21 protein-coding genes and 1 tRNA gene are annotated in these 23919 nt (G+C 66.8%); 8 read left to right on the plus strand and 14 right to left on the minus strand.

The genetic code is table 11. The features are described 5' to 3' along the window. Genes ACFC4D_RS35345 through ACFC4D_RS35355 form a run of 3 tightly spaced genes read left to right on the plus strand, consistent with a single transcriptional unit; the run spans position 1 to position 2251 of the window. A complete protein-coding gene (locus ACFC4D_RS35345; protein ID WP_375955300.1) occupies positions 1-228 on the plus strand; it encodes a hypothetical protein in 228 nt (75 codons plus the stop codon). Between the two features lie 25 nt (positions 229-253). Further along, positions 254-823, plus strand: a complete 570-nt coding sequence (locus tag ACFC4D_RS35350) for a carboxymuconolactone decarboxylase family protein (protein WP_376069865.1) — start codon at positions 254-256, stop codon at positions 821-823. A 45-nt stretch (positions 824-868) separates the two neighbouring features. Continuing rightward, positions 869-2251 carry an ATP-binding protein gene (locus ACFC4D_RS35355; RefSeq protein WP_376069868.1) on the plus strand — a complete coding sequence of 461 codons (1383 nt, stop codon included), beginning with the start codon at positions 869-871 and terminating at the stop codon, positions 2249-2251. A gap of 15 nt (positions 2252-2266) precedes the next feature. Here ACFC4D_RS35355 and ACFC4D_RS35360 read toward each other — a convergent pair whose 3' ends face one another. The 6 genes from ACFC4D_RS35360 to ACFC4D_RS35385 all read right to left on the minus strand — a co-directional run bounded on the left by ACFC4D_RS35360 (position 2267) and on the right by ACFC4D_RS35385 (position 8501). Further along, complete coding sequence (locus tag ACFC4D_RS35360; protein WP_376069871.1) at positions 2267-3181, minus strand: DUF389 domain-containing protein; 915 nt, start codon at positions 3179-3181, stop codon at positions 2267-2269. Positions 3182-3382: 201 nt separating this feature from the next. Beyond that, positions 3383-4663, minus strand: a complete 1281-nt coding sequence (gene clpX, locus ACFC4D_RS35365) for an ATP-dependent Clp protease ATP-binding subunit ClpX (RefSeq protein WP_364629498.1) — start codon at positions 4661-4663, stop codon at positions 3383-3385. A gap of 267 nt (positions 4664-4930) precedes the next feature. Next, positions 4931-5608 carry an ATP-dependent Clp protease proteolytic subunit gene (locus tag ACFC4D_RS35370; RefSeq protein WP_364629495.1) on the minus strand — a complete coding sequence of 226 codons (678 nt, stop codon included), beginning with the start codon at positions 5606-5608 and terminating at the stop codon, positions 4931-4933. Between the two features lie 33 nt (positions 5609-5641). Then, entirely contained in the window at positions 5642-6223 is a 582-nt protein-coding gene (locus ACFC4D_RS35375) for an ATP-dependent Clp protease proteolytic subunit (RefSeq protein WP_364629492.1), read from the minus strand. Positions 6224-6374: 151 nt separating this feature from the next. Then, complete coding sequence (gene tig, locus ACFC4D_RS35380; protein ID WP_376069874.1) at positions 6375-7769, minus strand: trigger factor; 1395 nt, start codon at positions 7767-7769, stop codon at positions 6375-6377. 171 nt (positions 7770-7940) lie between these two features. Then, a complete protein-coding gene (locus ACFC4D_RS35385; RefSeq protein ID WP_375955311.1) occupies positions 7941-8501 on the minus strand; it encodes an FKBP-type peptidyl-prolyl cis-trans isomerase in 561 nt (186 codons plus the stop codon). Positions 8502-8682: 181 nt separating this feature from the next. Between ACFC4D_RS35385 and ACFC4D_RS35390 the strand changes: the two genes are divergently transcribed. Both ACFC4D_RS35390 and ACFC4D_RS35395 read left to right on the plus strand, forming a co-directional pair. After that, on the plus strand, positions 8683-10278 hold the full coding sequence (locus ACFC4D_RS35390) for a 3' terminal RNA ribose 2'-O-methyltransferase Hen1 (RefSeq protein WP_376069877.1): 1596 nt from the start codon (positions 8683-8685) through the stop codon (positions 10276-10278). After that, complete coding sequence (locus ACFC4D_RS35395; RefSeq protein WP_376069880.1) at positions 10278-12854, plus strand: polynucleotide kinase-phosphatase; 2577 nt, start codon at positions 10278-10280, stop codon at positions 12852-12854. The genes ACFC4D_RS35390 and ACFC4D_RS35395 overlap by 1 nt, the downstream gene beginning before the upstream one ends. Positions 12855-12967: 113 nt before the next feature. Here ACFC4D_RS35395 and ACFC4D_RS35400 read toward each other — a convergent pair whose 3' ends face one another. Both ACFC4D_RS35400 and ACFC4D_RS35405 read right to left on the minus strand, forming a co-directional pair. Continuing rightward, entirely contained in the window at positions 12968-14977 is a 2010-nt protein-coding gene (locus ACFC4D_RS35400; RefSeq protein WP_376069882.1) for an ArnT family glycosyltransferase, read from the minus strand. 80 nt (positions 14978-15057) lie between these two features. Further along, positions 15058-15537, minus strand: a complete 480-nt coding sequence (locus ACFC4D_RS35405) for an NUDIX domain-containing protein (RefSeq protein ID WP_376069884.1) — start codon at positions 15535-15537, stop codon at positions 15058-15060. A 194-nt stretch (positions 15538-15731) separates the two neighbouring features. On the opposite strand from ACFC4D_RS35405, the gene ACFC4D_RS35410 reads away from it, so the two are divergent. Continuing rightward, on the plus strand, positions 15732-16472 hold the full coding sequence (locus ACFC4D_RS35410) for a hypothetical protein (protein ID WP_375955320.1): 741 nt from the start codon (positions 15732-15734) through the stop codon (positions 16470-16472). Here ACFC4D_RS35410 and ACFC4D_RS35415 read toward each other — a convergent pair whose 3' ends face one another. Then, entirely contained in the window at positions 16473-16811 is a 339-nt protein-coding gene (locus ACFC4D_RS35415; RefSeq protein ID WP_364629470.1) for a hypothetical protein, read from the minus strand. It abuts the gene before it with no gap. 130 nt (positions 16812-16941) lie between these two features. Between ACFC4D_RS35415 and ACFC4D_RS35420 the strand changes: the two genes are divergently transcribed. Then, a complete protein-coding gene (locus ACFC4D_RS35420; RefSeq protein ID WP_376069887.1) occupies positions 16942-17661 on the plus strand; it encodes a GntR family transcriptional regulator in 720 nt (239 codons plus the stop codon). 108 nt (positions 17662-17769) lie between these two features. Here ACFC4D_RS35420 and ACFC4D_RS35425 read toward each other — a convergent pair whose 3' ends face one another. The 4 genes from ACFC4D_RS35425 to pflB form a co-directional block, all read right to left on the minus strand. Continuing rightward, entirely contained in the window at positions 17770-18606 is an 837-nt protein-coding gene (locus tag ACFC4D_RS35425; protein WP_376069890.1) for a hypothetical protein, read from the minus strand. Positions 18607-18687: 81 nt separating this feature from the next. After that, positions 18688-19362: a response regulator gene (locus ACFC4D_RS35430; RefSeq protein WP_376069892.1), complete on the minus strand. Its 675-nt coding sequence runs from the start codon at positions 19360-19362 to the stop codon at positions 18688-18690. 120 nt (positions 19363-19482) lie between these two features. Further along, positions 19483-20229: a pyruvate formate-lyase-activating protein gene (gene pflA / locus ACFC4D_RS35435; protein ID WP_376069895.1), complete on the minus strand. Its 747-nt coding sequence runs from the start codon at positions 20227-20229 to the stop codon at positions 19483-19485. Continuing rightward, positions 20229-22481 carry a formate C-acetyltransferase gene (pflB, locus tag ACFC4D_RS35440; RefSeq protein ID WP_376069898.1) on the minus strand — a complete coding sequence of 751 codons (2253 nt, stop codon included), beginning with the start codon at positions 22479-22481 and terminating at the stop codon, positions 20229-20231. The genes pflA and pflB overlap by 1 nt, the downstream gene beginning before the upstream one ends. Positions 22482-22601: 120 nt before the next feature. Here pflB and ACFC4D_RS35445 point away from each other — a divergent pair, with 120 nt between their 5' ends. Next, a complete protein-coding gene (locus ACFC4D_RS35445) occupies positions 22602-23852 on the plus strand; it encodes a GAF domain-containing protein (RefSeq protein ID WP_376069901.1) in 1251 nt (416 codons plus the stop codon). Here ACFC4D_RS35445 and ACFC4D_RS35450 read toward each other — a convergent pair. Next, positions 23831-23907: transfer RNA gene (locus tag ACFC4D_RS35450), tRNA-Pro, on the minus strand. The two genes, ACFC4D_RS35445 and ACFC4D_RS35450, sit on opposite strands and share 22 nt — an antisense overlap. Positions 23908-23919: the final 12 nt, after the last annotated feature.

The following is a 23919-nucleotide window of genomic DNA, read 5'->3' on the forward strand; positions in this document are numbered from 1 at the left end:
GTGGCCCGCACCGTCGTAACAGGTGAAGAGCGAGCGCCGATTTTCAAGCAAAGGGATAAAGGTTCAACGGCGAACCACGGGGAGTCAACGGCGATTCCCGGTCCGGGCGCGATCGATTCGTCGATCGTCACCGATTCCATACATATCGACCGGTATTCGGGGTGGAGTGAGCTGGTTCACAGCCCGCTGAGCGTCACGTTCGACGGCGGTCTCTCGTCCAAGGGATAGCACCCGCGGATCGAAGGAGACCACCATGGGCGTCACCCGCATCCCCGTCGTCGGCCCGAAGCAGGCCGGACCGCTGACCCGAATCCTGTACTGGTACATGAAGCGCCGCTTCGGCGAGGTCCCGGAACCATTCACCGTTTCCGCCAATCATCCCCGGCTGTTCCTGGCCGCCTCCATCCACGAGGGATTGGTCGAACGCGCCAGTACGGTGCTCCCGGCGAATATCCGCGAGATCGCGGTCTATCAGGTGGCGCGCACGGTCGGCTGCTCCTGGTGCGTGGATTTCGGCACCATGCTCATGCGCCTGGACGACCTCGATATCGACAAGCTCCGTCATATCGAGGACTTCCGGACCAATCCGGCCTATAGCGAGGACGAACGCGCGGCCATCGCCTACGCCGATGCCGTCACCGCCACCCCGCCCACCGTCACCGACGACCAGGTCGCCGATCTCCGGAATCGATTCGGCCCCAAGGGCGTCATGGAACTGACCTATCAGATCGCGCTGGAGAACTCCCGCGCCCGCGCCTATCACGCGCTCGGCATCACCGATCAGGGCTTCAGCCGGGATTCCTGCCGGGTGCCCTGGGCCTGACCGCAATTGATAGCTATGCATTAGCCAGTGTGTCAGGATCGGATCATGCCAGCCGATTCCGCAGCACTGTCCGCCCGCTCCGACGATGGCCGCTCATTCATCGTCGGAGACGCGGCCGGTAGCGCGTTCGTCGCCGGATCGCTCATCGTGATCGTCGGCGGCAATGGCCGCAGACAGCTCGCGCTGGTCGAGGAACGCTCCGAGACCACACCCGTGCGATTGCGCGGCCGACTGGTCGGCGAACTCGGCGCGGACGGGATCGACACCCGGGCCAGCCACGCCTTCGAGCGCGGCAGCATCGAGGCGGCCGACGCGCGGACCGTCCAGGCGCTGCACGACACCACGGGGGCGGTCCTAGAGGTGGGCGTCAACCTCACCGAGCCGGGCGGACCGGCGCGACTGCTCCCGCAGCGATTCAACCGGCACACCTTCTGGTGCGGGCAGAGCGGTTCGGGCAAGACCTATGCGCTCGGCGTCGTGCTCGAACAGCTCATCGCGCACACGGCGCTGCCGGTGGTGATCTTCGATCCGAACTCGGACTTCATCCGACTCGGGGAACTGCTCCCCGACGCGGACGGCCGTACCGCGGATGCGCTGCGGCAGCGCGATATTCGCGTACTGCGACCGCACGCGGGGCCGGGATCGCGCCTGCGCGCGGCCTTCCTCGGTATGCCGCTCACCTCGAAAGCCGCCATCCTGCACCTGGATCCGGTCGCGGACCGGGAGGAGTTCAACGAGCTCATCCACCTGCGCACCCTCATCGAATCCGGTGAACTCTTCGATATCCTTCCCACCATGCTGGCTTCGGACAGTCCGGTTCAGCGCCGCCTCGCCCAGCGGGTGGAGAATCTGGGCCTGCTGGACTGGGAGGTCTGGGCCGGACGGGACGCCCCGGTCACCGAGATCGTCGACACCCGCCCCGATGTGACCGTGCTCGATCTCGGCGGATTCTCCACTCCCGAACAACAATTGGTGGTCGCGCTGGCACTGCTGGACGATCTCTGGGCGCGCCGCGAGGAACGCCGACCGGTGCTGCTGGTCATCGACGAGGCCCACAATCTCGCGTCCCCGCACCTGGATTCGCCCATCGCCGTCGCGGTGCGCGAACGCCTCATCCAAATCGCCGCCGAGGGCCGTAAATTCGGCCTCTGGCTGCTGCTTTCCACCCAGCGCCCCTCCAAGGTGCACCCGGGCATCCTGTCCCAATGCGACAACCTCGCGCTCATGAAGATGACCTCCCCCGCCGACCTGGACGAACTGGGCACCTACTTCGGGTACGCCCCCACCGCACTGCTCGAACGCTCACCATGGTTCCGTCAGGGCGAGGCACTGTTCGCGGGTGGCTTCGCCCCCACCCCGTCACTGGTCAAGGTCCGCACCCGCCTGACCCGCGAGGGCGGCGGCGATGTGCGCGTACCACTGCGCTGAGCTCGACGAAACAGGTCAACCGCGCCGGGTGGCGCGCGGCCGCAACAGCAGCACCGCGACTCCGGCCAGCACGATGCCCGCCAGATTGATGGCGAGCTGGGCGATCGAACTCCCCGCCACATGCCATTTGCCCGCGATGGCCGCCACCACCGCCAACCCGGCGGCGGGGACCGTGGTCACCGAGATGAATACGCCCACCAGCACCGCCGAGGTCGAGGTCACCAGCGCCAGCATGCCCGCCGCACCGGCCAGCAGCGCCACGACCAGCGAGAACGGGCCGACTTCGTAGATGAAGTCGAAATTGCGGGCGTTCTCCACATCCGCCACCCCGATCCAGCCGAGCCGGATCCACAGCAGCGTCGCCGCGCCCGTGACCAGCATGGCCGCCGGGAAGGAGAGCGCCAGCGTGCGCAGCGAGCGCCGGACCAGTTGCCGATCACGACGCACCATGCCGACCGAAAGCGCTGCGAGAGGCTGGAATTCGGGACCGACGACCATCGCACCGACCAGGGTCAGCGGTGACGCCGTGGTGACGCCGACCGCCGACAGCAGGAACGCGATGGTCAGGAAGGCGAAGAAGGTCGGGGTCAGCTCCGACGCCCGATGCACCTGATTGCGAATCTGCTCCCACACCACCGACTCGTCCGCACGGCCGGGTGCGGCCCGTTCCGCCCGCAGCGCGGCGGCCGAGAGCACCGTCCCCGTCGCGTCGAGCGTAATCGCGCCCAGCTCAACCAGATCCAGTGCCCGCAGCGCGACAATCAGCTCATCCGCGATGGCCCGCGAGACATCGGCCTCGATCAGATCGCCCGCCGGTGCCACGGCCGCGCCGCGCAGCACGCTCACATTGGTGGACGCCGGTTCGGCCGCGAGCACTTCCAGCACTCGATCGGTTCGGGCGGCCGGGCAGATCACTCGCAGATGCAGCATCGCATCGCCTCCTTCGCAGCCGAAGTCACCCGCGCGTGGACCGGGCCTGCCGGTCGCTACCCGCGTAACCGCAGGTAAGTGGCAGCACCCAGTGATCGTGGCACAGCGGTCGCGGGAATCGCGGAATCGCCATTCGGTGACGCGGACACAAAACGGCCCCGCGAGAGGTGGTCTCGCGGGGCCGGCTGCGGATTGTGCGGGTTACGCCGACTTCTCGCGGCGCTCCGGGGACTGACGCTTGCGCGGCACGATGGTCGGCAGCACATTGTCGTTCACGGTGTCGGCGTTGACGACGACCTTGGCGACATCGTCGCGGCTGGGGATGTCGTACATGACCGGAAGCAGGACTTCCTCCATGATGGCGCGCAGGCCACGGGCTCCGGTACCGCGCAGGATCGCCTGATCCGCAACGGCTTCCAGTGCGTCCTGGGTGAATTCCAGGTCCACGCCGTCCATTTCGAAGAGGCGCACGTACTGCTTGACCAGTGCGTTCTTCGGCTGGGCCAGAATGCGGACGAGAGATTCCTTGTCCAGGTTGGTGACCGAGGCGACGATCGGCAGACGGCCGATGAACTCGGGGATCAGACCGAACTTGATCAGATCCTCGGGCATCACCTCGGCGAAGTGATCGGCGGTGTCGATCTCGGACTTCGAGCGCACCTCGGCGCCGAAACCGATGCCGCGCTTACCGACTCGATCCTGCACGATCCGCTCCAGACCCGCGAACGCACCGGCGACGATGAAAAGCACGTTGGTGGTGTCGATCTGGATGAATTCCTGATGCGGATGCTTGCGACCGCCCTGCGGCGGCACCGAGGCCTGGGTGCCCTCGAGAATCTTGAGCAGCGCCTGCTGTACGCCCTCACCGGAGACATCGCGGGTGATGGACGGGTTCTCCGACTTGCGGGCGATCTTGTCGACCTCGTCGATGTAGATGATGCCGGTCTCGGCGCGCTTGACGTCGTAATCCGCGGCCTGGATCAGCTTCAGCAGGATGTTCTCGACATCCTCACCGACATAACCGGCCTCGGTGAGCGCGGTGGCGTCGGCGATGGCGAACGGCACGTTCAGCATCTTGGCCAGCGTCTGCGCCAGATAGGTCTTACCGCAGCCGGTCGGGCCGAGCATGAGGATATTGGACTTCATCAACTCGACCGATTCGCCTCGGGAGTCGCGGCCCTTATCGCCGGCCTGAATTCGCTTGTAGTGGTTGTACACAGCGACAGCCAGGGTTCTCTTAGCGGCGTCCTGCCCGATCACGTACTGCTCGAGGAAGTCGCGGATTTCCGCGGGCTTCGGCAGCTCATCGAGTTTGACCTCGCTGCTTTCAGCGAGCTCCTCCTCGATGATCTCGTTGCACAGATCGATGCACTCGTCGCAGATGTACACCCCTGGTCCCGCAATGAGCTTCTTGACCTGCTTCTGACTCTTCCCACAGAAAGAGCACTTGAGCAGATCGCCGCCATCACCGATGCGCGCCATCTCCTGGGTCCCTACTTCCTTGTCCGCGTGCAACCATCTATCCCGGCTGCCGGCGAAGTGCCACCTATAAAGCGTATGCCGCCCCCGGCGATTGCGGGTACGGCCGGTGCGGCGGGTGCCGACAACCACGAGCAAAGGTCCCTAGAGTGACCGTACCCGTTATCCGCGACCGAGGTCGACAACTTGGGCACGTTTCTCATCGGACATGTGCGTGGACTCACCCCTGTCCGGGTGGCGGAGACGCACCGGCCCCGCCACCCGCCCACTTCACTTCTGTGCGCTGAGCTTGCGGTACTGGAACACCGTGTCGACGATTCCGTACTCCTTCGCCTCTTCGGCGGTGAGAATCTTGTCGCGATCGGTGTCCTTGCGGATGGTGTCCGCGTCCTTACCGGTGTGCCGTGCCAGCGTGGTCTCCATGAGACGGCGCATGCGCTCGATCTCGGCGGCCTGGATCTCCAGATCCGAGACCTGACCCTGGATACCGCCCGAGGTGGACGGCTGGTGGATCAGCACGCGGGCGTTCGGCAGCGCGGCGCGCTTACCGGGGGCGCCGGCGGCCAGCAGCACGGCGGCGGCGGAGGCGGCCTGACCCAGGCAGACGGTCACGACATCGGCGCGCACGTACTGCATGGTGTCGTAGATGGCCATCAGCGCGGTGAACGAGCCACCGGGCGAGTTGATGTACATGGTGATGTCGCGGTCCGGATCCTGCGACTCCAGCACCAGCAGCTGCGCCATGATGTCATTCGCGGAGATGTCGTCGACCTGGTTGCCCAGGAAGATGATTCGCTCCTCGAACAGCTTGTTGTACGGGTCCGAGGTCTTGACGCCGTAGGTGGTCTGCTCGGTGAACTGGGGCAGGATGTAGCGCGCCTGCGGCAGCGAGGCACCGGCCGCCGCGAAGGTGATGCCCGCGGACCGCGGGTCGAACGTACTCGACATATGCGTCTCCAAAGTCTGTGTGGTGGGCGGTGATTAAGCGCCGTTGGCCTGGCGCGCGTGCGTGATCACCTGGTCGATGAAGCCGTACTCGAGCGCTTCCGTCGGGGTGAACCAGCGGTCGCGGTCGGCGTCCTCGGTGACCTGCTCCACGGACTTGCCGGTGTGCAGCGCCTGCAGCTGATTCAATTCGCGCTTGGTGTAGGCGAACTGCTCGGCCTGGATGGCGATATCGGAGGCCGAACCACCGATACCGGCGGACGGCTGGTGCATCATGATCCGCGAGTGCGGCAGCGCGAAACGCTTGCCCTTGGCGCCCGCGGCGAGCAGGAACTGACCCATGGACGCGGCCAAACCCATACCGACCGTGCGGATATCGCATTCGGCGAACTGCATGGTGTCGTAAATGGCCATACCCGCGGTGACCGAACCACCCGGCGAGTTGATGTAGAGCGAGATGTCCTTTTCCGGATCCTCGGCCGACAGCAGCAGGATCTGAGCGCACAGCTTGTTGGCGATGTCGTCGTCCACCTGGCTGCCCAGGAAGATGATGCGCTCGCGCAGCAGGCGCTCGTACACCGAATCACTGAGGTTCAGACCAGCAGTCGCGGATGTCATATGCACCCCTGCCTGATTGATTGTCACGGATACCTGCCCTCTCTCACCGGCTCGGTCCCACCAAGCCCCTACTGATTCGCTGACACAGACACTAACGAAGCAGGGCGGCACCGAACTCCCGGTACCGCCCTGCTTCGCTCACAGCGCAAACTTACTTGGCCTCGGCCTCGGTGGCATCGGCGACCTCGGCGAGCTCTTCGGCGGAGATCTCCTCGGCCTCTTCGGCCGGGTTGCCGAACATTTCCGCGGTGTCGACCGCATTGCCCGCGGTATCGGTGACGGTGGCCTGGACCACCACACCCGCGAGGGCCTTACCGCGGCGCACATCGGCGAAGACCGCGCCCAGCTGACCGGCCTGCTGGATCTGCTGGATGAACTGATCGGGCGACATGCCGTAGCGCTGCGCCTGGAAGATGATCCGCTCGTACAGCTCGTCCTGGCCGACCTGGGTGTTCTCCGCCTCGGCGACGGCGTCCAGGAGCAGCTGGGTCTTGACCGACTTCTCGGCCGACTCCTTGGTGTCCTTGTCGAACTCCTCGCGGGAGGAGCCCTGCGCCTCGAGCGCCTCGGCCAGCTTGGCCTCGTCGTGGTCGAAACCGTGCACGGCGTCGTGCAGCACGGCGTCGATCTCGGCCTGGACGACCTTCTCGGGCAGCGGGATCTCGACGGTCTCGAGCAGGTTCTCGAGCACCTTGTCGCGGATGGCGCCGGCCTGCTCGACCTTCTTGGAGCGCTCGACGCGGCCCTTGAGGTCTTCCTTCAGCTCGTCGATGGTGTCGAATTCGCTTGCCAGCTGGGCGAATTCGTCATCGGCCTCGGGCAGCTCGCGCTCCTTGACCGACTGCACGGTCACGGTGATGACGGCTTCCTTGCCCGCGTGCTCGCCAGCGACCAGCTTGGAGGTGAAGTCCTTGGACTCGCTCGCCTTGAGGCCGATCAGGGTCTCGTCGAGGCCCTCGATGAGCTGGCCCGAGCCGACCTCGTGCGAAAGACCGGTGGTGGAGGCCTCTTCGACCTCGGCGCCGTCGACGGTGGCCGACAGGTCGATGGAGACGAAATCGCCGTCGGCGATCTCGCGCTCGACCGCGGTCAGGGTGCCGAAGCGCTGACGCAGCGAGGTGAGCTGCTCCTCGATGTCCTTGTCCTGCACCTCGATCGGATCAACCGTGACGGCGATCGCGGAGAAGTCGGGGAGGGTGATCTCCGGGCGGACGTCGACCTCGGCGGTGAACGCCAGCTCTTCGCCGTCCTCGATCTTGGTGATCTCGATCTCCGGCTGGCCGATGACCTTGACCTCGGTGGCGATCACGGCATCGCTGTAGCGCTTGGGGAGGACGTCATTGACGACCTGCTCCAGCACGGCGCCGCGGCCGACGCGGGCCTCGATCAGCTTCGCGGGCGCCTTGCCCGGACGGAAGCCGGGGATGCGGATCTGCCCTGCGAGCGCCTTGTATGCCTTGTCGAAATCCGGCTTCAGCTCCTCGAAGGGCACCTCGACGTTAATCCGGACCCGGGTCGGGCTCAGCTGCTCGACGGTGCTCTTCACGGACATGCTCCTTGTTCGTTCGTGGAATGATGTTCATTCCCCCCACAGGCATCCCGACCAGGTTAGTCGACGGTCGATGCGGCCTGATAACCGGTCATGGCAAAGCTCGCCGTACCGGACAGGTACGGCGTCCCGGCCGTCGCAACCCCCTGGTGGACGGCCTTCGGTCAGCTAACCGACCTTGACGGCGTCGGTCACGAAGACCAGCGTCTCGTACGGCTTCATACCGCGGCCGCCCGCGCCGTAACCCAAGTCCGGCGGCACGATCAGCAGGCGGCGCGCACCCTGCTGCACACCGACCAGGCCCTGATCCCAGCCCTTGATGACCTCGCCCGCGCCGAGGGTCAGCGCGAAGGGCTCACCGCGATCGAAGGAGCTGTCCAGCTTCTTCTTATCGGACCAGGTGAGCAGGGTGTAGTTCATGGTCAGCTTCTGACCGGCCTGCGCGCCCGGGCCGCTGCCCGGGGTGAGGTCCTTGGTGATCAGCGTCTTGGGCGGATCACAGCTGTCCGGGATGGTGATGGTCGGGGCCGTGCCGAAACCGCCGTCGACCTTGATGTCGTCGGCGGTGCACTCGCGGCCCTTCGACGCGGTCTGCGCCGCGGCCGGGGAGGTGGCCTTGGCCGTGGTCGTCGCGGCCGCCTTGGTGTCATCGCCACTGCCGCAGCCCGCCATCAACAGCACCGCCGCCGCCACCGCACCGATCACACCGGCTTTGCCCGCAACGCGCATTCCCGCTCCTCGCACCGAATCACCCGACGCCGCACGGCGTGCGGCACCGGGCCGAAACTACACGGTTGTCCCGAATTCCGGCGTCGAGGCCCAACACGACGCGGGTTCGCGGGAATAGCGGCCGGGTAGGCGACAGGAAATGTGTTTGCCCGGTTTGTCGAGGTACGGAAGCATTCGACGGGTGCTGCTGACGATTACCTGTACCCGACCCGATGACGCCGAATGGGCGGCGAGCGAGCTGGGATATCTGCTGCACAAGAACCCCGGCAAGGTGCAGACGTTCGAACAGTCCTACGGGGTGGCGCATGTGCTCTATCCCGAGGCCGATGCCGATCGCTGCACCGCCGCGCTACTGCTGGAGATCGATCCGGTGCGGCTGGTGCGCGGAAAGACCAAGGGGGCAACGGAATTCAGTCTCGGCCAGTATGTGAACGATCGGCCGTACGCGGCGTCATCGCTGCTGTCCGTCGCCATCTCGTCGGTATTCGGCTCCGCGCTGCACGGGCGGTGCGCGCAGCGGCCGGAACTGGCGGAGACCGCGCTGCCGCTGCGCGTCGAACTGCCCGCGGTGCCGTGCAAGGGCGGGGCCGAGGCCGCCGAACAGGTCTTCGGACCGCTCGGGTGGACGGTGCGGGCCACTCCCCTGCCGCTGGATCCGGCCTTCCCGCAATGGGGTGACTCGCACTATCTGCGGCTGGAATTGACCGGCACGCTTCGGCTTTCGGACGCGCTGTCGCACCTGTACGTGCTGCTGCCCGTGCTCGACGGCAGCAAGCACTACTTCCTGGACACCGCGGAGATCGACAAACTGCTGCGCTTCGGCGCGGGCTGGCTCAATACCCATCCGGCGCGGGATTGGATCACCCGGCGCTATCTGGCGCGGCGGCACTCGCTGGTGCGCGCGGCGCTGGCGCGGCTGGCCGAACTGGACGATCTCGAACCCGAATCGTTCGGTGCGGTGGATGTCAATATCGACGACCTCGCGCGGGAAGTGGCCGCGGCGACGGCGGAAGCCGCTGCCGCCGTACTGTCCGAGGGAGACGAATCCCGCGGCACCGCAGCCGATGTCATCGTGGAGGCGGACGCCTCGAGCGATACGGGTACGACCGGCAGCACCGCGGAATCTGCCGATCCGGTCGTGGCCGATGCGCCGGTGCAGTCGCTCGCGGTAATGCGGCGGGCGGCCGTGCTCCAGGCGCTGCGGTCCACGGGGGCGCAGCGGGTGCTGGATCTCGGATGCGGAGAAGGCGCGCTGTTGCGCGAGCTGGTGGCGGAGAAGTCGTTCAATGAGATTGTCGGCGTTGATGTCTCGGTTCGATCATTGCGGATCGCGGAGCGCCGCATGCGCCGGCTGCCGGAATGGCAGACGCGCCGGGTGGCGCTGCGGCAAGGGGCGCTGACCTATACCGACGCCTCGCTGCGCGGATACGACGCGGCGGTGCTCATGGAGGTCATCGAGCATGTCGACCTGCCTCGACTGAACGCGTTGGAGCAGTCCGTATTCGGTGCCGCCGCACCCGGTGCGGTGATCGTGACGACGCCCAACGGGGAGTACAACGCGCTCTACGAGGGCATGGCGGACGGCGCTTTCCGGCACAGCGATCACCGATTCGAATGGAGCCGAGCCGAATTCGCCGACTGGGCGGGCCGAGTCGGCGAAACCTATGGCTATCGGGTGCGATTCGAGCCCGTCGGGATACCCGACGAGGAGCTCGGCCCGCCCACGCAGATGGCGGTCTTCACCAGGGCCGCGAATGATGAGAAGGGAGCGGCGTAATGGCTGAGCTCTCCATTCCCGAACTGTGCCTGGTCGTGCTGATCGGCAGTACCGGATCGGGTAAATCCACCTTCGCGCGCAAGCATTTCCGCGAGACGGCGATCGTGTCCTCCGATGCCTGCCGCGGCATCGTCAGCGATGACGAGAACGATCAGGCGGCCACGCCCGACGCGTTCGCGCTGCTGCATCACATCGCCGGTGTCCGGCTGCGGCGCGGGCTGCGCACCGTCATCGACGCCACCAATGTGCAGCCCAAGGCGCGGCAGGAATTGATCGAGCTGGCGCGGGCGCACGATGTGCTGCCGGTGGCGATCGTGCTGGATGTGCCCGAGCGGGAATGCGCGGACCGCAATGCCTCCCGGCCCGATCGCGATTTCGGGCGGCATGTGGTGGCACGGCAGCAGCGCGATCTGAAGCGAAGTCTGCGCTTCCTGGAACGCGAGGGCTTCCGGCGCGTGCACGTGCTGCACGGCACCGCCGAGATCGACGCGGCCACCATCGTGAACGAGCGGCTCTGGAACGACCGCCGCGATCTGACCGGGCCGTTCGATGTGATCGGCGATATCCACGGCTGCCGTTCCGAATTGGAGACGCTGCTGGGCGAACTCGGCTACGCGCTGACCCGCGATACCGCCGGGCGAGCGGTGGACGCGCGGCATCCGGACGGGCGCACCGCGGTATTCGTCGGCGATCTGGTCGATCGTGGTCCCGACACCCCGGGTGTGCTCCGGCTGGTCATGGGCATGGTGAAAGCCGGAAACGCGCTGTGCGTCACCGGAAACCACGAGTTCAAACTGGTGCGGGCGCTGGACGGGCGCAAGGTCAGGACCACGCACGGACTGGCCGAATCGCTCGCGCAGCTGGACGGCGAGGATGACGAATTCCGCAAGACCGCACGGGAATTCATGCGCGGCCTGATCAGCCACTACGTCCTGGACGAGGGCAACCTGGTGGTGGCGCACGCCGGGCTGAAGGAACAGTTCCACGGCCGCGCCTCCGGGCGGGTGCGCGAATTCGCCATGTACGGCGAATCCACCGGCGAGACAGACGAATACGGGCTGCCGGTGCGCTATCCGTGGGCCAATGACTATCGCGGCAAAGCGCTGGTGCTGTACGGGCACACGCCCATGGCCGAACTGGTGTGGGTGAACAACACGCTCTGCCTGGATACCGGTGTGGTGTTCGGCGGGCGGCTCACCGCGCTGCGCTATCCCGAACGCGAACCGGTTTCCGTTCCGGCGGAACAGGTCTGGTACGAGCCGACGCGACCGCTGGAGACGCCGAGCGTGGTGCCCGGCATCGGCATGGTGCATCGTGATCCCGCCGTACTGGACCTGGACGATGTGATCGGCCGCCGCGTGGTGGAGACCCGCTATCTGTCCCGGGTGAGCGTGCAGGAGGACGCGGCCAGCGCGGCGCTCGAGGTGATGAGCCGGTTCGCCATCGATCCGCGCTGGCTGGTGTACCTGCCGCCGACCATGTCGCCCTGCGCCACATCGACTCTCGACGGATATCTGGAGTATCCGGCGCAGGCGTTCGAGTACTACCGCTCCGAAGGCGTCGAGACCGTGGTGTGCGAGGAGAAGCACATGGGATCGCGCGCGGTCGTGGTGCTGGCGCGTTCCGCCGACGCCGCCCGCGATCGGTTCGGGGTGAACGACGGCAGTACCGGCGCGGTGTACACCCGCACCGGGCGGCCGTTCTTCGACGATCCGGAACAGGCCGAGACACTGCTGGCACGGGTGCGCGCCGCGGCCGAGAAGGCCGGGCTCTTCGAGGAATTGGGCACCGACTGGCTGGCCCTGGATGCCGAACTGCTGCCGTGGTCGGCCAAGGCGCTGGGACTGCTGCGCAGTCAATACGCGGCGGTCGGGGCGGCCGCCCGGGCTTCGCTGGGCGCGGCGGCCCAGGTGCTGGCCGCCGCAGGTGCGAGAGGTTTGGACGTGACCGATCTCGCCGACCGCACCCGGGACCGGGAGGCCGACGCGGCGGCCTTCACGACCGCGTACGGGCGCTACTGCTGGCCCGTGGACGGTCTCGACGGCGTGCGCCTGGCCCCGTTCCAGATCCTGGCCGCGCAGGGCGCGAATTACGCCGTGCGCGAGCACAACTGGCACCTGGAACGCATCGATCGGCTGATCGAGGCCGATCCGGAACTGTTCACCCCGACCCGGCGGGTCTCGGTCGACCTGTCCGACCCGGACAGTGAGGCCGCGGCCACCGCGTGGTGGATCGAACTCACCGCGGCGGGCGGCGAGGGCATGGTGGTCAAACCCACCGGCTCACTGGTCACCGGATCCGGCACCCGCAGTGGGCGTCCGGTCCAGCCGGGCGTGAAATGCCGTGGCCCGGAATACCTCCGGATCATCTACGGCCCGGAGTATCTGCGCCCCGCCAACCTCACCCGCCTGCGCCAGCGCGGCCTCGGCGGCAAACGCTCCCTGGCCCTGCGCGAATACGCCCTCGGCCTGGAAGCCCTGGACCGCTTCGTCACCGGCGAACCCCTCTGGCGCGTCCACGAGGCCGTCTTCGCCGTCCTGGCCCTGGAAACCGAGCCCATCGATCCGAGGCTCTAGTCCGCCACCTCGCTGAAAAGTCCCGTCATCCCGGCGCGCTCGTGGCCGGGATCCACACCGGCAGCGGGTTGACCGGTACGGGCCGGTCCACCCGGCCCGTACCGCCCCTCATATCACCCGGCCTTCGGGGTCGCGGTCAGGTCGTAGAGCGTGACCCCGTCCACCTCGGTCGCGGTGTAATGATCTTTTACCCAGGCGGTGATCTTCGAACCTTCCGAGGTGCTGGAGCTGCCCGGTCCACGACTGTCACCTGCGATGAAGTAGTGGATCCTGCCCTCGGTGACGTCCTGCTGGAATTGCGCCAGGGTCGGGGAGGCGTCGCCGCCGCCGAAGCCGCCGATCGCCATGACGGGGTAGTTCGCGGCCAGCTGATAGGTCGCCGCGTTATTGGAGCTGACGGTGGCGGCCACCCAGGTGTACGACGAACCGTCCTGTTCGAGCAGAGCCAGCGTCTTGTCGCCGGGCTTCTCGTCACCGCCCATTGGGCTGCCGGAAGCCTGATCGCCGGAGTCGCCGCCGTGCGTACCGGGGAACTTCCCGAAGCCGGAATCGGTTTCGGGACCGGCCTTCACGATGCCGCCGGTGTGCGGCAGGCGCAGTGTTTCCACGGCGTAGGCGGTCGGCGCGGCCAGGCCGACGAAGAGCGCGGCGAACAGGGTCGCGATGGTCAGTGTCCGGCCGCCGCGCAGCAGTAGACCGGCTGCGGCGAGCACTGCTACGCCGACGATCACCCAGCGCAGCCAGGGCACGAAATCCGGTGTGCGCGAGAGCAGTACAAAAGCTGTCAGGGCGGTCAGCGCCACGCTCAGCACGAGTGTCGCTCGCACCCACGGGCGTTCGCGGTGCGGCCACACCACGGCACCGGCGGCTGCGATGGTTCCGGCGAGCGCGGGAGCCAATGCCACCGTGTAGTACTCGTGGAAGATGCCGCCCATGAAGCTGAAGACCAGCCCGGTCACCAGCCCCCAGCCACCGAGCAGCAGCAGCGCCGCGCGCTTGCCATCGGTGCGAGGAGCCCTGCCGCGCAATACGATTGCCGCCACGAGCAGGATCAGCGCCGCCGGGATGAGCCAGGCGATCTGACCGCCGACGGTCTCGTTGAACAGGCGGGTGATTCCGGCCTGGCCGCCGAACGGGTGGAAGCCGCCGTGCATTTGCGGCATATCGCCGCCAGCGGCGAGATCGCCACCGGCCGTCACGCCACCACCCGGGTCACCGCCGGGAGCCCCGCCGCCGCCCGGCTTACCGCTCCCGGAGCCGAGTCCGAGCCGGTCCAGGCCGTTGTATCCGAGGGTCAGCTCGATGATCGAATTATTCGTGGAGCCACCGAAATACGGGCGATCGGAGGCGGGCCACAGTTGGGCGATGAGTACCCACCAGCCCGCGCCCGCCACCATCGCGGCACCGGCCGCGAACAGCTGCGCGATGCGCTTGCCGAGCTTGGGCGGACCGGCGAAGAGGTAGGTGAGCGCGAGCGCGGGCAGGACCAGTCCGACCTGCAATTGCTTTGCCAGAAAACCGAATCCGACGAGCAGTCCGCACAGCACCAGCCAGCGCCAGCGGCCGTCGTCGAGCGCCCGGAGCATGGCCCATACGGCGGCGATCATCAGGAAGACCAGCAGCGCGTCCGGGTTGTTGTACCGGAACATCAGTGCCGCAACGGGAGTCACCGCGAGTGCGAGTCCGGCCAGCAGTCCGGCGTTGGCCCCGAAGTGCCGTCGCACCACCGCCCACAGCAGCGCCACCGACGCCACCCCGAGCAGCACCTGCGGGAGCAGCATGGTCCAGCTGCTGAAGCCGAATAGCCTGGCGGACAACTCCATCGGCCAGAGTGAGGCCGGGGTCTTGTCGACGGTGATGGCGTTGGCCCAGTCGGAGGAGCCGAAGAAGAACGCCTTCCACGACTTCGCTCCGGACTGCACGGCCGCGGCATAGAACGAATTCGCCCAGCCGCTGGCGGTCAGATTCCATAGATACGCGGCTCCGGTGCCCACCAGCAGCAGTGCGAGCCAGATGTATTCGCGCCGCAGTGGTCCGGGCGTGGTCGCCGGACGCCGACCCGCTCGCGTCGGCGCCGCGGGCGGCGCACCGCCGGACCCCGGCGCAGTAGCTGTATCGATCATGCGATCCACCCTCGCCACCGCGCCACGGCTTCAGCTGGGATCAGCCTGCGAGGTTGCTGTGAGCCACTAGTCCGGGCAGGTCAGGCTTGGTTTTCGAGTTCGGCGAGCCGGTCCAGGAAGGGGCGCTGGCCTTTACCGAGCTTCTCCTGGGCGATGTCGAGGGGGAACCATTCGGCGCGGTCGATCTCCGGGAACTCCTGGAGGCGGCCAGAACGCGGCGGCCATTCCATCTCGAAGGTGCCGGGTACCACCAGCGCCGGATCGAGGTCGCCTTCGACGGCCCAGACGGTGACCTGTTTGCGGCTGCGGCCGCTGCCGTAGGTCACTTCCCCGAGGGCGAGCCAGTCGCCATCGGGGACGGGGAGTCCGAGTTCCTCGGTGAATTCGCGTGCGGCCGCGGCGCGCTGCTCCTCTTCCTCTGGTTCGTACTCGCCCTTGGGGATGGACCAGGCGGACGTGTCCTTCTTGGCCCAGAGCGGTCCGCCCATATGGCCGAGCAGTACTTCGAGGGTGGGGGTGCGGCGGAAGAGCAGCACGCCCGCGCTGTACCTGAGGGTCATGTGCGCAGTGTGCCTCGTTCGGGATGTATGCGCACATTCGGGGCATCCGGTGCGGCGATACGCCAGCAAACCGGTCAGGTGAATAGTTCTTTCGGTAATTCCGGACATTCCTCGCAGAAATCCTTTACGACCGAAACCCGGTCGGCCCCTGCGTATTCCACTAAGCTTCGCTGGTTGGATTTTGCCTGAACCTGATGACGATTGGATACCGCATGGCGTTCCGCAGCTCCACCGCGGCAGCTTCCCTCGTAATCGGCGCACTGACCGCGGCAACCGGCCTGGCGAACGCCGAGCCCGCTGCACCCCAGAATGTTTCGTATTCCGCGAAGCTGGTGGACAAAACGGTCGTCACCACTCTCAAGGGCGGCACTTTCGAGCTCTCCCACACCCCCGGCGCCGACCCCGCCGGAACGGTGGACGTGGTCAATGTGAAAGACGAGCGGGGCGGCGTATTGCTCACGCTGCCACTCGAATTCCATTTGGCCGGGGTCGACGTTCCGGTCAAACCGGAAATTCAGCGCAATAACACCGTATTGGTGCTCACGCCCGACAAACCGGCGGGCCTCGACGCCAATCAGCAGATCACCGTGAAACCCATCGCGTCTGCGAATGAGGACACGCGCGCGCTCAATTTCTTCAGCACCCAGTTCGGCCTGGCTACCACAATCGGCACGTTCGTCGGCACGGCACTGGGCGCGACCATCGGCTGCCTGGCCACCATCGCCGCGGGCTGCCTGCCCGGATTCATGGCGGGCGCGACCATCGGCGGCATCCTCGGTTCGATCGCGGTGGGCGGTCCGACGCTGATCGCCGCCGGTATCGATCTGCTCACCACGCTGCAGGCTCCGGCCGGCACCTCCAAGTGGGCCGATAAACCGGTGGCAGCACCGGAGACCACCGCGCCGCAGGCACAGCCCGCGGCGCAGCCGAACTAGTCAGCGAAAACCCGCCGGGGGCCGAATTGCCCAGCGCGCGTACGTTTCCTCGGGATCGACGGTGATGACATCGGCGACCTGCACCAGGTCATCGGGCACCGTCGCCCCGTCGAAATGCCGCGCGCTGGGAACAATGATCGCTTCGGCGTCCAGGCGAGTGGTGATCGTCTTCAGACCGGCCAATAGGTGACGCCCGGAGCGGGCGTCCGCGATGACCAGTTTGGCGAAGTCGTAGCCCAGGCGCTGGGCGCGCTTGCGGATCTGGTCCTCATCCCAGGCCTGCCGGAGGCCGCTGACATCACTGCGCAGATATCCGACTGCGGTCGGCCGAAACTTCATGACGCCCCCTCGATCTACCCGTGGACCGAATGCGTATATCCAGTTGAGTATATCCACAACTGCACATCCGCAACTGGGTATACGGAATATTGTTGAGAACGGGGACAACGTGATTCGAAGGACCGAGCACATGCCAGAACCCGCCTACGTGGCCATCGCAGGTAAGTACGCACGCCAGATCCGCACCGGCGCACTGCCGCCCGGCACCCAGCTACCGAGCTACGCCGAGATCGCCGAACGCAACGGCGTCTCCCAGATCGTGGTCCGGCACGCGGTGAAACTACTGCTCAGCCAGGGCCTGGTGCGCAGCGTCGAACGCCGCGGCACCTTCGTCGCCGACCGCATCGACCTGGTGCGACTCGCGCCCGAACGCCAAATGGAAAGTCCCGAAACGAGTTTCGGCCAGGAGACCGACCGCGAGGTGAAGGTCGAGCGCACCAGCAAACGCCTGAGCGCCACCGAGACCCTCGCCGAGATCCTGGGCGTCCACCTCGGCGAGGAGATCACCCAGATCACCACCCGCGCCAGCGAGGACGGCCGCCCCATCTCCATCTCCGACGCCTACCAGCCGCTCGATACCGAGGGCACCGAAGGTGCGGCCTTCCTCGAAGAGACCATCGCCGACCAACTCCCCGCCCAAACCCACGCCGCCTGGCTCAACACCCCAGACGGCGCCCTGGTCAAACACGTCCGCCAACGCTTCCTGGCCCGCGACGACCGAGTCCTGATGGCCTGCGACATCTCCTTCCCCCTGGACCGCTACTCCGCCTTCGTCTTCCGCATGACCCTGGACCCCGACCCGGAACCCGCCGACCCCCAGCCGACAACCGAACCGGTCCCTACGGCCTGACCGCTACCCGCCCCAAGGGGCATGAACCTGCGGGCGGATCGATCACGCCCGCGGCCCGGTTGGACGAAACTCCCTGGTATGAGCGCCTTTTCGCCCATCGGCGCCGCGTCAGCTGCGAACCCAGCCTTGTGCGACGTCCGATAGGTTCCACCACGAAACGTAGTGCGCGTCTTCGGATTCCAGTTGCCAGTCGGTGGCGAGCGCCTCGAAGAAGGCGTCGTCACCGGTCTTGCCGCCCTTGGGCTCGCCGATGAAGAGCACCCGCTCGCCACCGGCGCTGACGAAATCCGTCAGCGCCTGCGAGGCCATGGTGCTGCCCCAGCCGGGCGGCCAGCACAGGAACAGCACCTCACCGGACCTATCCGACACGCGCGCCGCGCAGTCGGTGAGATCGCCTACCGGATACCAGGTATCGCGCTGCCCGGACGCTCCGGGAAACGACAGATTCACGGCACGATCCGGCGGCTCGGAGTCATAGGCGGCGACCTCGAGTCCCACACTCGCGAGCTGCGCGGCCCAATACCCCCGTCCCGCACCGAGTTCCAGCACCGACCGCCCGGCACAGAACTCGGCCGCCCAGCGCAGCGTGTGCGGCGCGGGAATCGCATAGGCGTACACGGCCTGCAGAATGGTCTGCGCGTATCCGAGCCGCGCGCTCCCCGTGGCCCGACCGCCATCCACCACCGCCACACCGTCCCGCTCCGACACCGACGGCCCGACGATGTCCCAGTACGGATTACTGCTGATCTCGTCCCCACCGGTCATGAAGTGCACGAACCGCAGATCGAACGCCGCATCGGCGGCCGCGTCCCCGGTCCCCGGCAATCTGGGCGCGGTATCGAGATAGTCGGCCACCTTCGGGAACTCACCCCGCAGCCGCCCCTCGTCCCCCAGCAGCGCACCCAACTCGTCCCGGCGCGCATCGGTCAGCGAAAGCTCGGTCATACCCACGATTTTCGCCCCACCGGCCCGCCGGCGTGATCGGTATCGCCCCGCCACCCCGTTCTCGCACCCCAGCGGGGCGGATCAGTTGGCCCAGTTGTCGCCGTGTTCGTGGCGGAGGTGTTCGGCGAGGATGGCGGCTTGGGAGCGGCGGGATAGGCTCAGTTTGGCGAGTAGGGCTGAGACGTAGTTGCGGATCGTTTTCTCGGACAGGAAGACTCGGGCGGCTATTTGTTTGTTGCTCAGACCTTCGCCTATGAGGGCGAGGATTTGGCGTTCGCGGTCGGTGAGGTCGGCGGCGGCCAGGGGGGAGGCTATCTCCGGGGTGCGGGCGAGGCGGGCGGTGAGGTCCTTGGCGGTGGCGGGGTCGATGAGGGATTCGCCGGCGGCTACGCGGCGGATGGCGTCGACCAGTTGGGGGCCTCTGAGTTGTTTGAGGACATAGCCTTTCGCGCCCGCGAGCACCGCGCCGAGCAGGGCTTCGTCATCGGCGAAGGAGGTGAGCATGAGGACGTTGAGGTCGGGGAGGTCGGAGAGCAGGTCGCGGCAGACGGTGATGCCGTCACCGTCTTCGAGGCGGACGTCCAGCACCGCCACGTCGGGGCGGACGGCGGGGATGCGGCGCAGGGCCTCGGCGGCGGTGCCCGCTTCGCCGACCACGGTGAGATCGCCTTCGGCCTCGAGCAGATCCTGTAGGCCGCGGCGGACGATCTCATGATCGTCGAGCAGGAAGACGCTGATCTTTCCTGAACTGTCCACCGGTGCATCCTCGCAGGTCCGTACCGCTCGAGCGGTGAGCGGGCGCGGCGGGCGGCGATCCGCATGCGCCATCCGCCGCGCTGCCCCTGATCGCCGGGACATCGTCGGCCCGGCGAGGTTCTAGTAGGCGGCCAACCCGCACGCGCGGAATTCGGCGCGGGCGTCCTCGACCTGTTCCGGTGTGGGGCCGGGAGTTTCGGCCAGTACGAAGCGGCGGCCCAGTGCCTCCCATTTCGCCTGGCCGAGGGTATGGAGGGGCAGTACGTCGACCCGTTCGACATTGCCCAGACCGGCGGCGAACCGGGCCACGGTGCCGATCTCCGCGGGCGCGTCGGTGATCCCGGGAACCAGCACGTAGCGCAGCCAGACCGGTTTACCCAGCGCGGCCAGGCGTTCGGCGAACCGCAGTGTCGGTTCCAGCGAGCGCGAGGTGAGCCGCCGATACGTCTGCGCCTGCCCCGCCTTGATATCGAGCAACACCAGATCGGTGGCATCGAGCAGATCGTCACCGGCCAGCCCGCCCAGATAGCCGGAGGTGTCCAGGGCCGTGTGCAGGCCGAGATCCCGGAAGCCGCGCAGCAGCGCGGTCGCGAATTGCGGCTGCTGGAGCGGTTCACCGCCGCTGAGCGTCGCGCCGCCACCGCTGGCCGCGATGAACGGCACGTATTTGGCCGCCTCGGCCAGTATGTCGTCACTGCCCAGCCGAATCCCGTTGTCTCGCAGCCAGGTATCGGGGTTCTGGCAGTACAGGCAGCGCAGCGGGCAGCCGCTCAGGAATGTCACGAAGCGCGTACCCGGCCCGTCCACTCCCGTGGAGACATCCCAGGAGTGGACCGAACCGGTGACCGGCGCGAGCGCTGTGGTCATCACAGACTCGCGTGGAAGGTCCGATTGATGACGTCGAGCTGCTGTTCGCGGGTGAGCCGCACGAAGTTCACGGCGTAACCGGACACGCGAATCGTCAACTGCGGGTACTTCTCCGGATGCGCCATGGCATCGGTGAGCGTCGCCTGGTCGAGCACGTTCACGTTCATGTGGAAGCCGCCGGTGGCGGTGTATCCGTCCAGCACGCCCGCCAGATTGCCGATCCGCTCCTCGGCGGTACGGCCCAGCCCCTGCGGCGTGACCGTGGTGGTGAGCGAAATACCGTCCAGCGCATGCTCGTACGGCAGCTTCGCCACCGACATGGCCGAGGCCACGATGCCGTGCGTATCGCGCCCGTTCATGGGATTCGCGCCCGGTGAGAAGGGTTCGCCCGCGCGCCGCCCATCCGGGGTGTTGCCGGTCTTCTTGCCGTACACCACATTCGAGGTGATGGTGAGCACCGACTGGGTGTACTCGGCATTGCGATAGGCCGGGAATCGGCGGATCTTGCGCATGAAACGCTCCACCAGTCCGGCGGCGATGGCATCGACCCGGTCGTCATTGTTGCCGTACGCCGGGAATTCCCCGTCGATCCGGTAGTCGACCGCCAGCCCCGTGTCATCGCGCAGCACAGTCACTTTCGCGTACTTGATGGCCGAGAGCGCATCCGCCGCGACCGCGAGTCCGGCGATACCGCACGCCATGGTGCGGCGAACAGCGGTGTCGTGCAACGCCATCTCGATACGCTCGTACGCGTACTTGTCGTGCATGTAGTGAATGACGTTGAGCGCGTGCGCGTACGTCGATGCCAGCCAGTCCATCATTCGATCGAACGCGGCATCGGTCTCGGCGTAGTCCAGCACCTCGGCGGTCAAGGGTTCGAAGCCGCGTGCCACCACCTCACCGGTGCGCTCATCGCGTCCGCCGTTGATGGCGTAGAGCAGCGTCTTCGCCAGATTGACTCGGGCGCCGAAGAATTGCATCTGCTTGCCCACCTCCATCGCCGAGACACAGCACGCGATGGCGGTGTCGTCACCGAAGCGGGGACGCATGAGCTCATCGGATTCGTACTGGATGGCGCTGGTGTCGATGGACACCCGGGCGCAGAATCGCTTGAACCCCTCGGGAAGTCGCGGCGACCAGAACACCGTCAGATTCGGTTCCGGGGCCGGGCCCAGATTGTAGAGCGTCTGCAAGTACCGGAAACTGGTGCGGGTCACCAGCGGCCGCCCATCCGCGCCGAGCCCGCCGATCGATTCGGTCACCCAGGTGGGATCACCGGAGAACAGCTCATCGTATTCGGGCGTGCGCAGGAAGCGCACGATGCGCAGTTTGATGACGAAATCGTCCACCAGTTCCTGGGCGCGCTCCTCGGTGATCAGACCGGCCACGAGATCGCGCTCCAGATACACGTCGATGAAATTCGCGGTGCGCCCCAACGACATCGCCGCGCCGTTCTGCTCCTTGACCGCCGCCAGATAGGCGAAGTACAGCCACTGGATGGCCTCCTGCGCGGTCGCGGCGGGGCGGGCGATATCGAAGCCGTAGGACGCGGCCATGGCCTTGAGCTCCATGAGCGCGCGGATCTGCTCGCTGACTTCCTCACGCAGCCTGATGGTTTCGTCATCGGCCCAGCGCTCATCGAGGGCGGCGCGGTCCGCCATCTTCGAGGTGATCAGCCGGTTCACGCCGTACAGCGCGACGCGCCGGTAGTCGCCGATGATGCGCCCGCGCCCGTAGGCGTCGGGCAGTCCGGTGATCAGGCCCGCGCTGCGGGCGGCGCGAATATCCTCGGTGTAGGCGTCGAAGACACCGGCGTTATGGGTCTTGCGGTAGTCGGTGAAGATCTCCGCGACCCGCGGATCCTCATCGATTCCGTAGGCGCGCAAGCTGTTCTGCACCATGCGATAGCCGCCATTGGGCATGATGGCGCGTTTGAGCGGGGCGTCGGTTTGCAGGCCGAGGATGAGTTCGGCGTTCTTGTCGATGTATCCGGGCGCGTGCGAGGTGATGGTGGAGGGCGTGTGCTGATCCACTTCGTAGACGCCGCGTTCGCGTTCGACGGGGAAGAGCGCGCCGAGCTCGGCCCACAGGCCGAGCGTGCGCGCGGTGGGTCCGCTCAGGAAGCTGTCATCGCCTTCGTAGGGCGTGTAGTTCTGCTGGATGAAGTCGCGCACATCGATCGCGTCCCGCCACAGGCCGCCGCGGAAGCCGTCCCAGGCTCCGATTCGGGGTGTGGTTCCGATCATGGTCATCACGAGCTCCTTCGCCAGCCTGTCCAGATGTCTGAATTGCTCCGATTCCATGCTTGTCCGGAGCCGACACCCGCCGACAGAGACAAATGTCCCGAAGTAGCTCGTGGGTAACCTTCCGGTATGCCGACCGATCCAGTGGGTATGACTCCAGCGGAGCAAGGACAGGTTCCGGCGGAGCTGCGCGGATTGACCGCGCCCAGCGAACGCCTGCACGATCTGGTCGAAGCCATCTACACCGTGGTCACCGATCTCGACGTGGCTGTCGTACTACGGCAATTGCTCGCCGCCGCCACCCGGCTGGTCGGCGCGCAATACGGTGCGCTGGGTTTGCTGGCACCCGATGACTCGGGCCCGCGCCGCCTCGCCGAATTCGTGCAGATCGGTATGGACGAGGACACCGTGCGGCGCATGCCCTCCTGGCCCAAGGGCCGCGGCCTGCTCGGGGTGGTGCTCGCGGGTGATCAACCGGTGCGGCTGGACGATCTGACCACGCATCCCGCCTTCGAGGGCTGGCCGCCCGGGCATCCACTCATGCGCGCCTTTCTCGGTGTGCCGGTGCGCATTCGCGGCCGCGTGCTGGGCGATCTGTATCTCGCCGACACCCGCGCGGGCATCTTCACCGCGGAGGATGAACGCATTATCGAGGCGTTGGCGGTGGTCGCGGCGGTCAAGATCACCAATGCCCGCATGTTCGAACAGGTGCAACGCGATGCCGTTCGCCGCCACGAGGATTCGATCAAGATCGCGGTCATGGAGGATCGCGATCGCATCGCCCGCGATCTGCACGATTCGGTCATTCAACGCATCTACGCCGCCGGTCTGACCGCCCAGGCCGCGCTGCGCCTGCATCCCGCCCCCGAGGTCACCGAACGCCTGGAACGCCTGATCTCCGCCCTGGACGACACCATTCAGGACATTCGCGCGACGATCTTCTCCATCCAGTCCCCCACGCCCGTTCCCGGCGGATTACCCGGCGAGATAACCGATCTGGTCACTTCCGCCGCGCGGCATCTCGGCTTCACCCCGGCGCTGCGGCAGTACGGCGCACTCGATGCCATCGATCCGGAAACCGCGCACGAACTCCTGGCCGTACTGCGCGAATCCCTCTCCAACGCCGTCCGTCACGCCGATGCAACCCGGGTAGACATCACGATCACTGCCGATATGGGCGAATTGCGAGTATCGGTCGCGGACAATGGAATCGGCCTCGGCGACGCTCCCCACCGCGGCGGACTGCGCAACCTAGCCGAACGCGCGGCGGCCCGAAACGGGGTGTTGGAAATCTCACCCGGACTGGAATCGCAAGGCACCACGCTGCTGTGGCGGGTACCGCTGGTGGAATCGAAAGATGGTCGGGGTGACAGGATTTGAACCTGCGACCCTCCGCTCCCAAAGCGGATGCGCTACCAAGCTGCGCTACACCCCGTGACCAGTTCGG

Origin of the sequence: Nocardia sp. NPDC056000 (genome assembly GCF_042269265.1) — a bacterium.
Taxonomy (GTDB): domain Bacteria; phylum Actinomycetota; class Actinomycetes; order Mycobacteriales; family Mycobacteriaceae; genus Nocardia.

Bases quoted from the DNA above. Each gene is read 5' to 3' on its own strand.
- pflA (WP_376069895.1), bottom strand. From the start codon at position 20,229: ATGACCACAGCGCTCGCGCCGGTCACCGGTTCGGTCCACTCCTGGGAT.
- ACFC4D_RS35425 (WP_376069890.1), bottom strand. From the start codon at position 18,606: ATGACCGAGCTTTCGCTGACCGATGCGCGCCGGGACGAGTTGGGTGCG.
- pflB (WP_376069898.1), bottom strand. From the start codon at position 22,481: ATGACCATGATCGGAACCACACCCCGAATCGGAGCCTGGGACGGCTTC.
- ACFC4D_RS35355 (WP_376069868.1), top strand. From the start codon at position 869: ATGCCAGCCGATTCCGCAGCACTGTCCGCCCGCTCCGACGATGGCCGC.
- ACFC4D_RS35370 (WP_364629495.1), bottom strand. From the start codon at position 5,608: ATGTCGAGTACGTTCGACCCGCGGTCCGCGGGCATCACCTTCGCGGCG.
- ACFC4D_RS35385 (WP_375955311.1), bottom strand. From the start codon at position 8,501: ATGCGCGTTGCGGGCAAAGCCGGTGTGATCGGTGCGGTGGCGGCGGCG.
- ACFC4D_RS35410 (WP_375955320.1), top strand. From the start codon at position 15,732: ATGACGATTGGATACCGCATGGCGTTCCGCAGCTCCACCGCGGCAGCT.
- ACFC4D_RS35415 (WP_364629470.1), bottom strand. From the start codon at position 16,811: ATGAAGTTTCGGCCGACCGCAGTCGGATATCTGCGCAGTGATGTCAGC.
- ACFC4D_RS35420 (WP_376069887.1), top strand. From the start codon at position 16,942: ATGCCAGAACCCGCCTACGTGGCCATCGCAGGTAAGTACGCACGCCAG.
- ACFC4D_RS35360 (WP_376069871.1), bottom strand. From the start codon at position 3,181: ATGCTGCATCTGCGAGTGATCTGCCCGGCCGCCCGAACCGATCGAGTG.
- ACFC4D_RS35350 (WP_376069865.1), top strand. From the start codon at position 254: ATGGGCGTCACCCGCATCCCCGTCGTCGGCCCGAAGCAGGCCGGACCG.
- clpX (WP_364629498.1), bottom strand. From the start codon at position 4,663: ATGGCGCGCATCGGTGATGGCGGCGATCTGCTCAAGTGCTCTTTCTGT.
- ACFC4D_RS35395 (WP_376069880.1), top strand. From the start codon at position 10,278: ATGGCTGAGCTCTCCATTCCCGAACTGTGCCTGGTCGTGCTGATCGGC.
- ACFC4D_RS35445 (WP_376069901.1), top strand. From the start codon at position 22,602: ATGCCGACCGATCCAGTGGGTATGACTCCAGCGGAGCAAGGACAGGTT.
- ACFC4D_RS35375 (WP_364629492.1), bottom strand. From the start codon at position 6,223: ATGACATCCGCGACTGCTGGTCTGAACCTCAGTGATTCGGTGTACGAG.
- ACFC4D_RS35400 (WP_376069882.1), bottom strand. From the start codon at position 14,977: ATGATCGATACAGCTACTGCGCCGGGGTCCGGCGGTGCGCCGCCCGCG.
- ACFC4D_RS35405 (WP_376069884.1), bottom strand. From the start codon at position 15,537: ATGACCCTCAGGTACAGCGCGGGCGTGCTGCTCTTCCGCCGCACCCCC.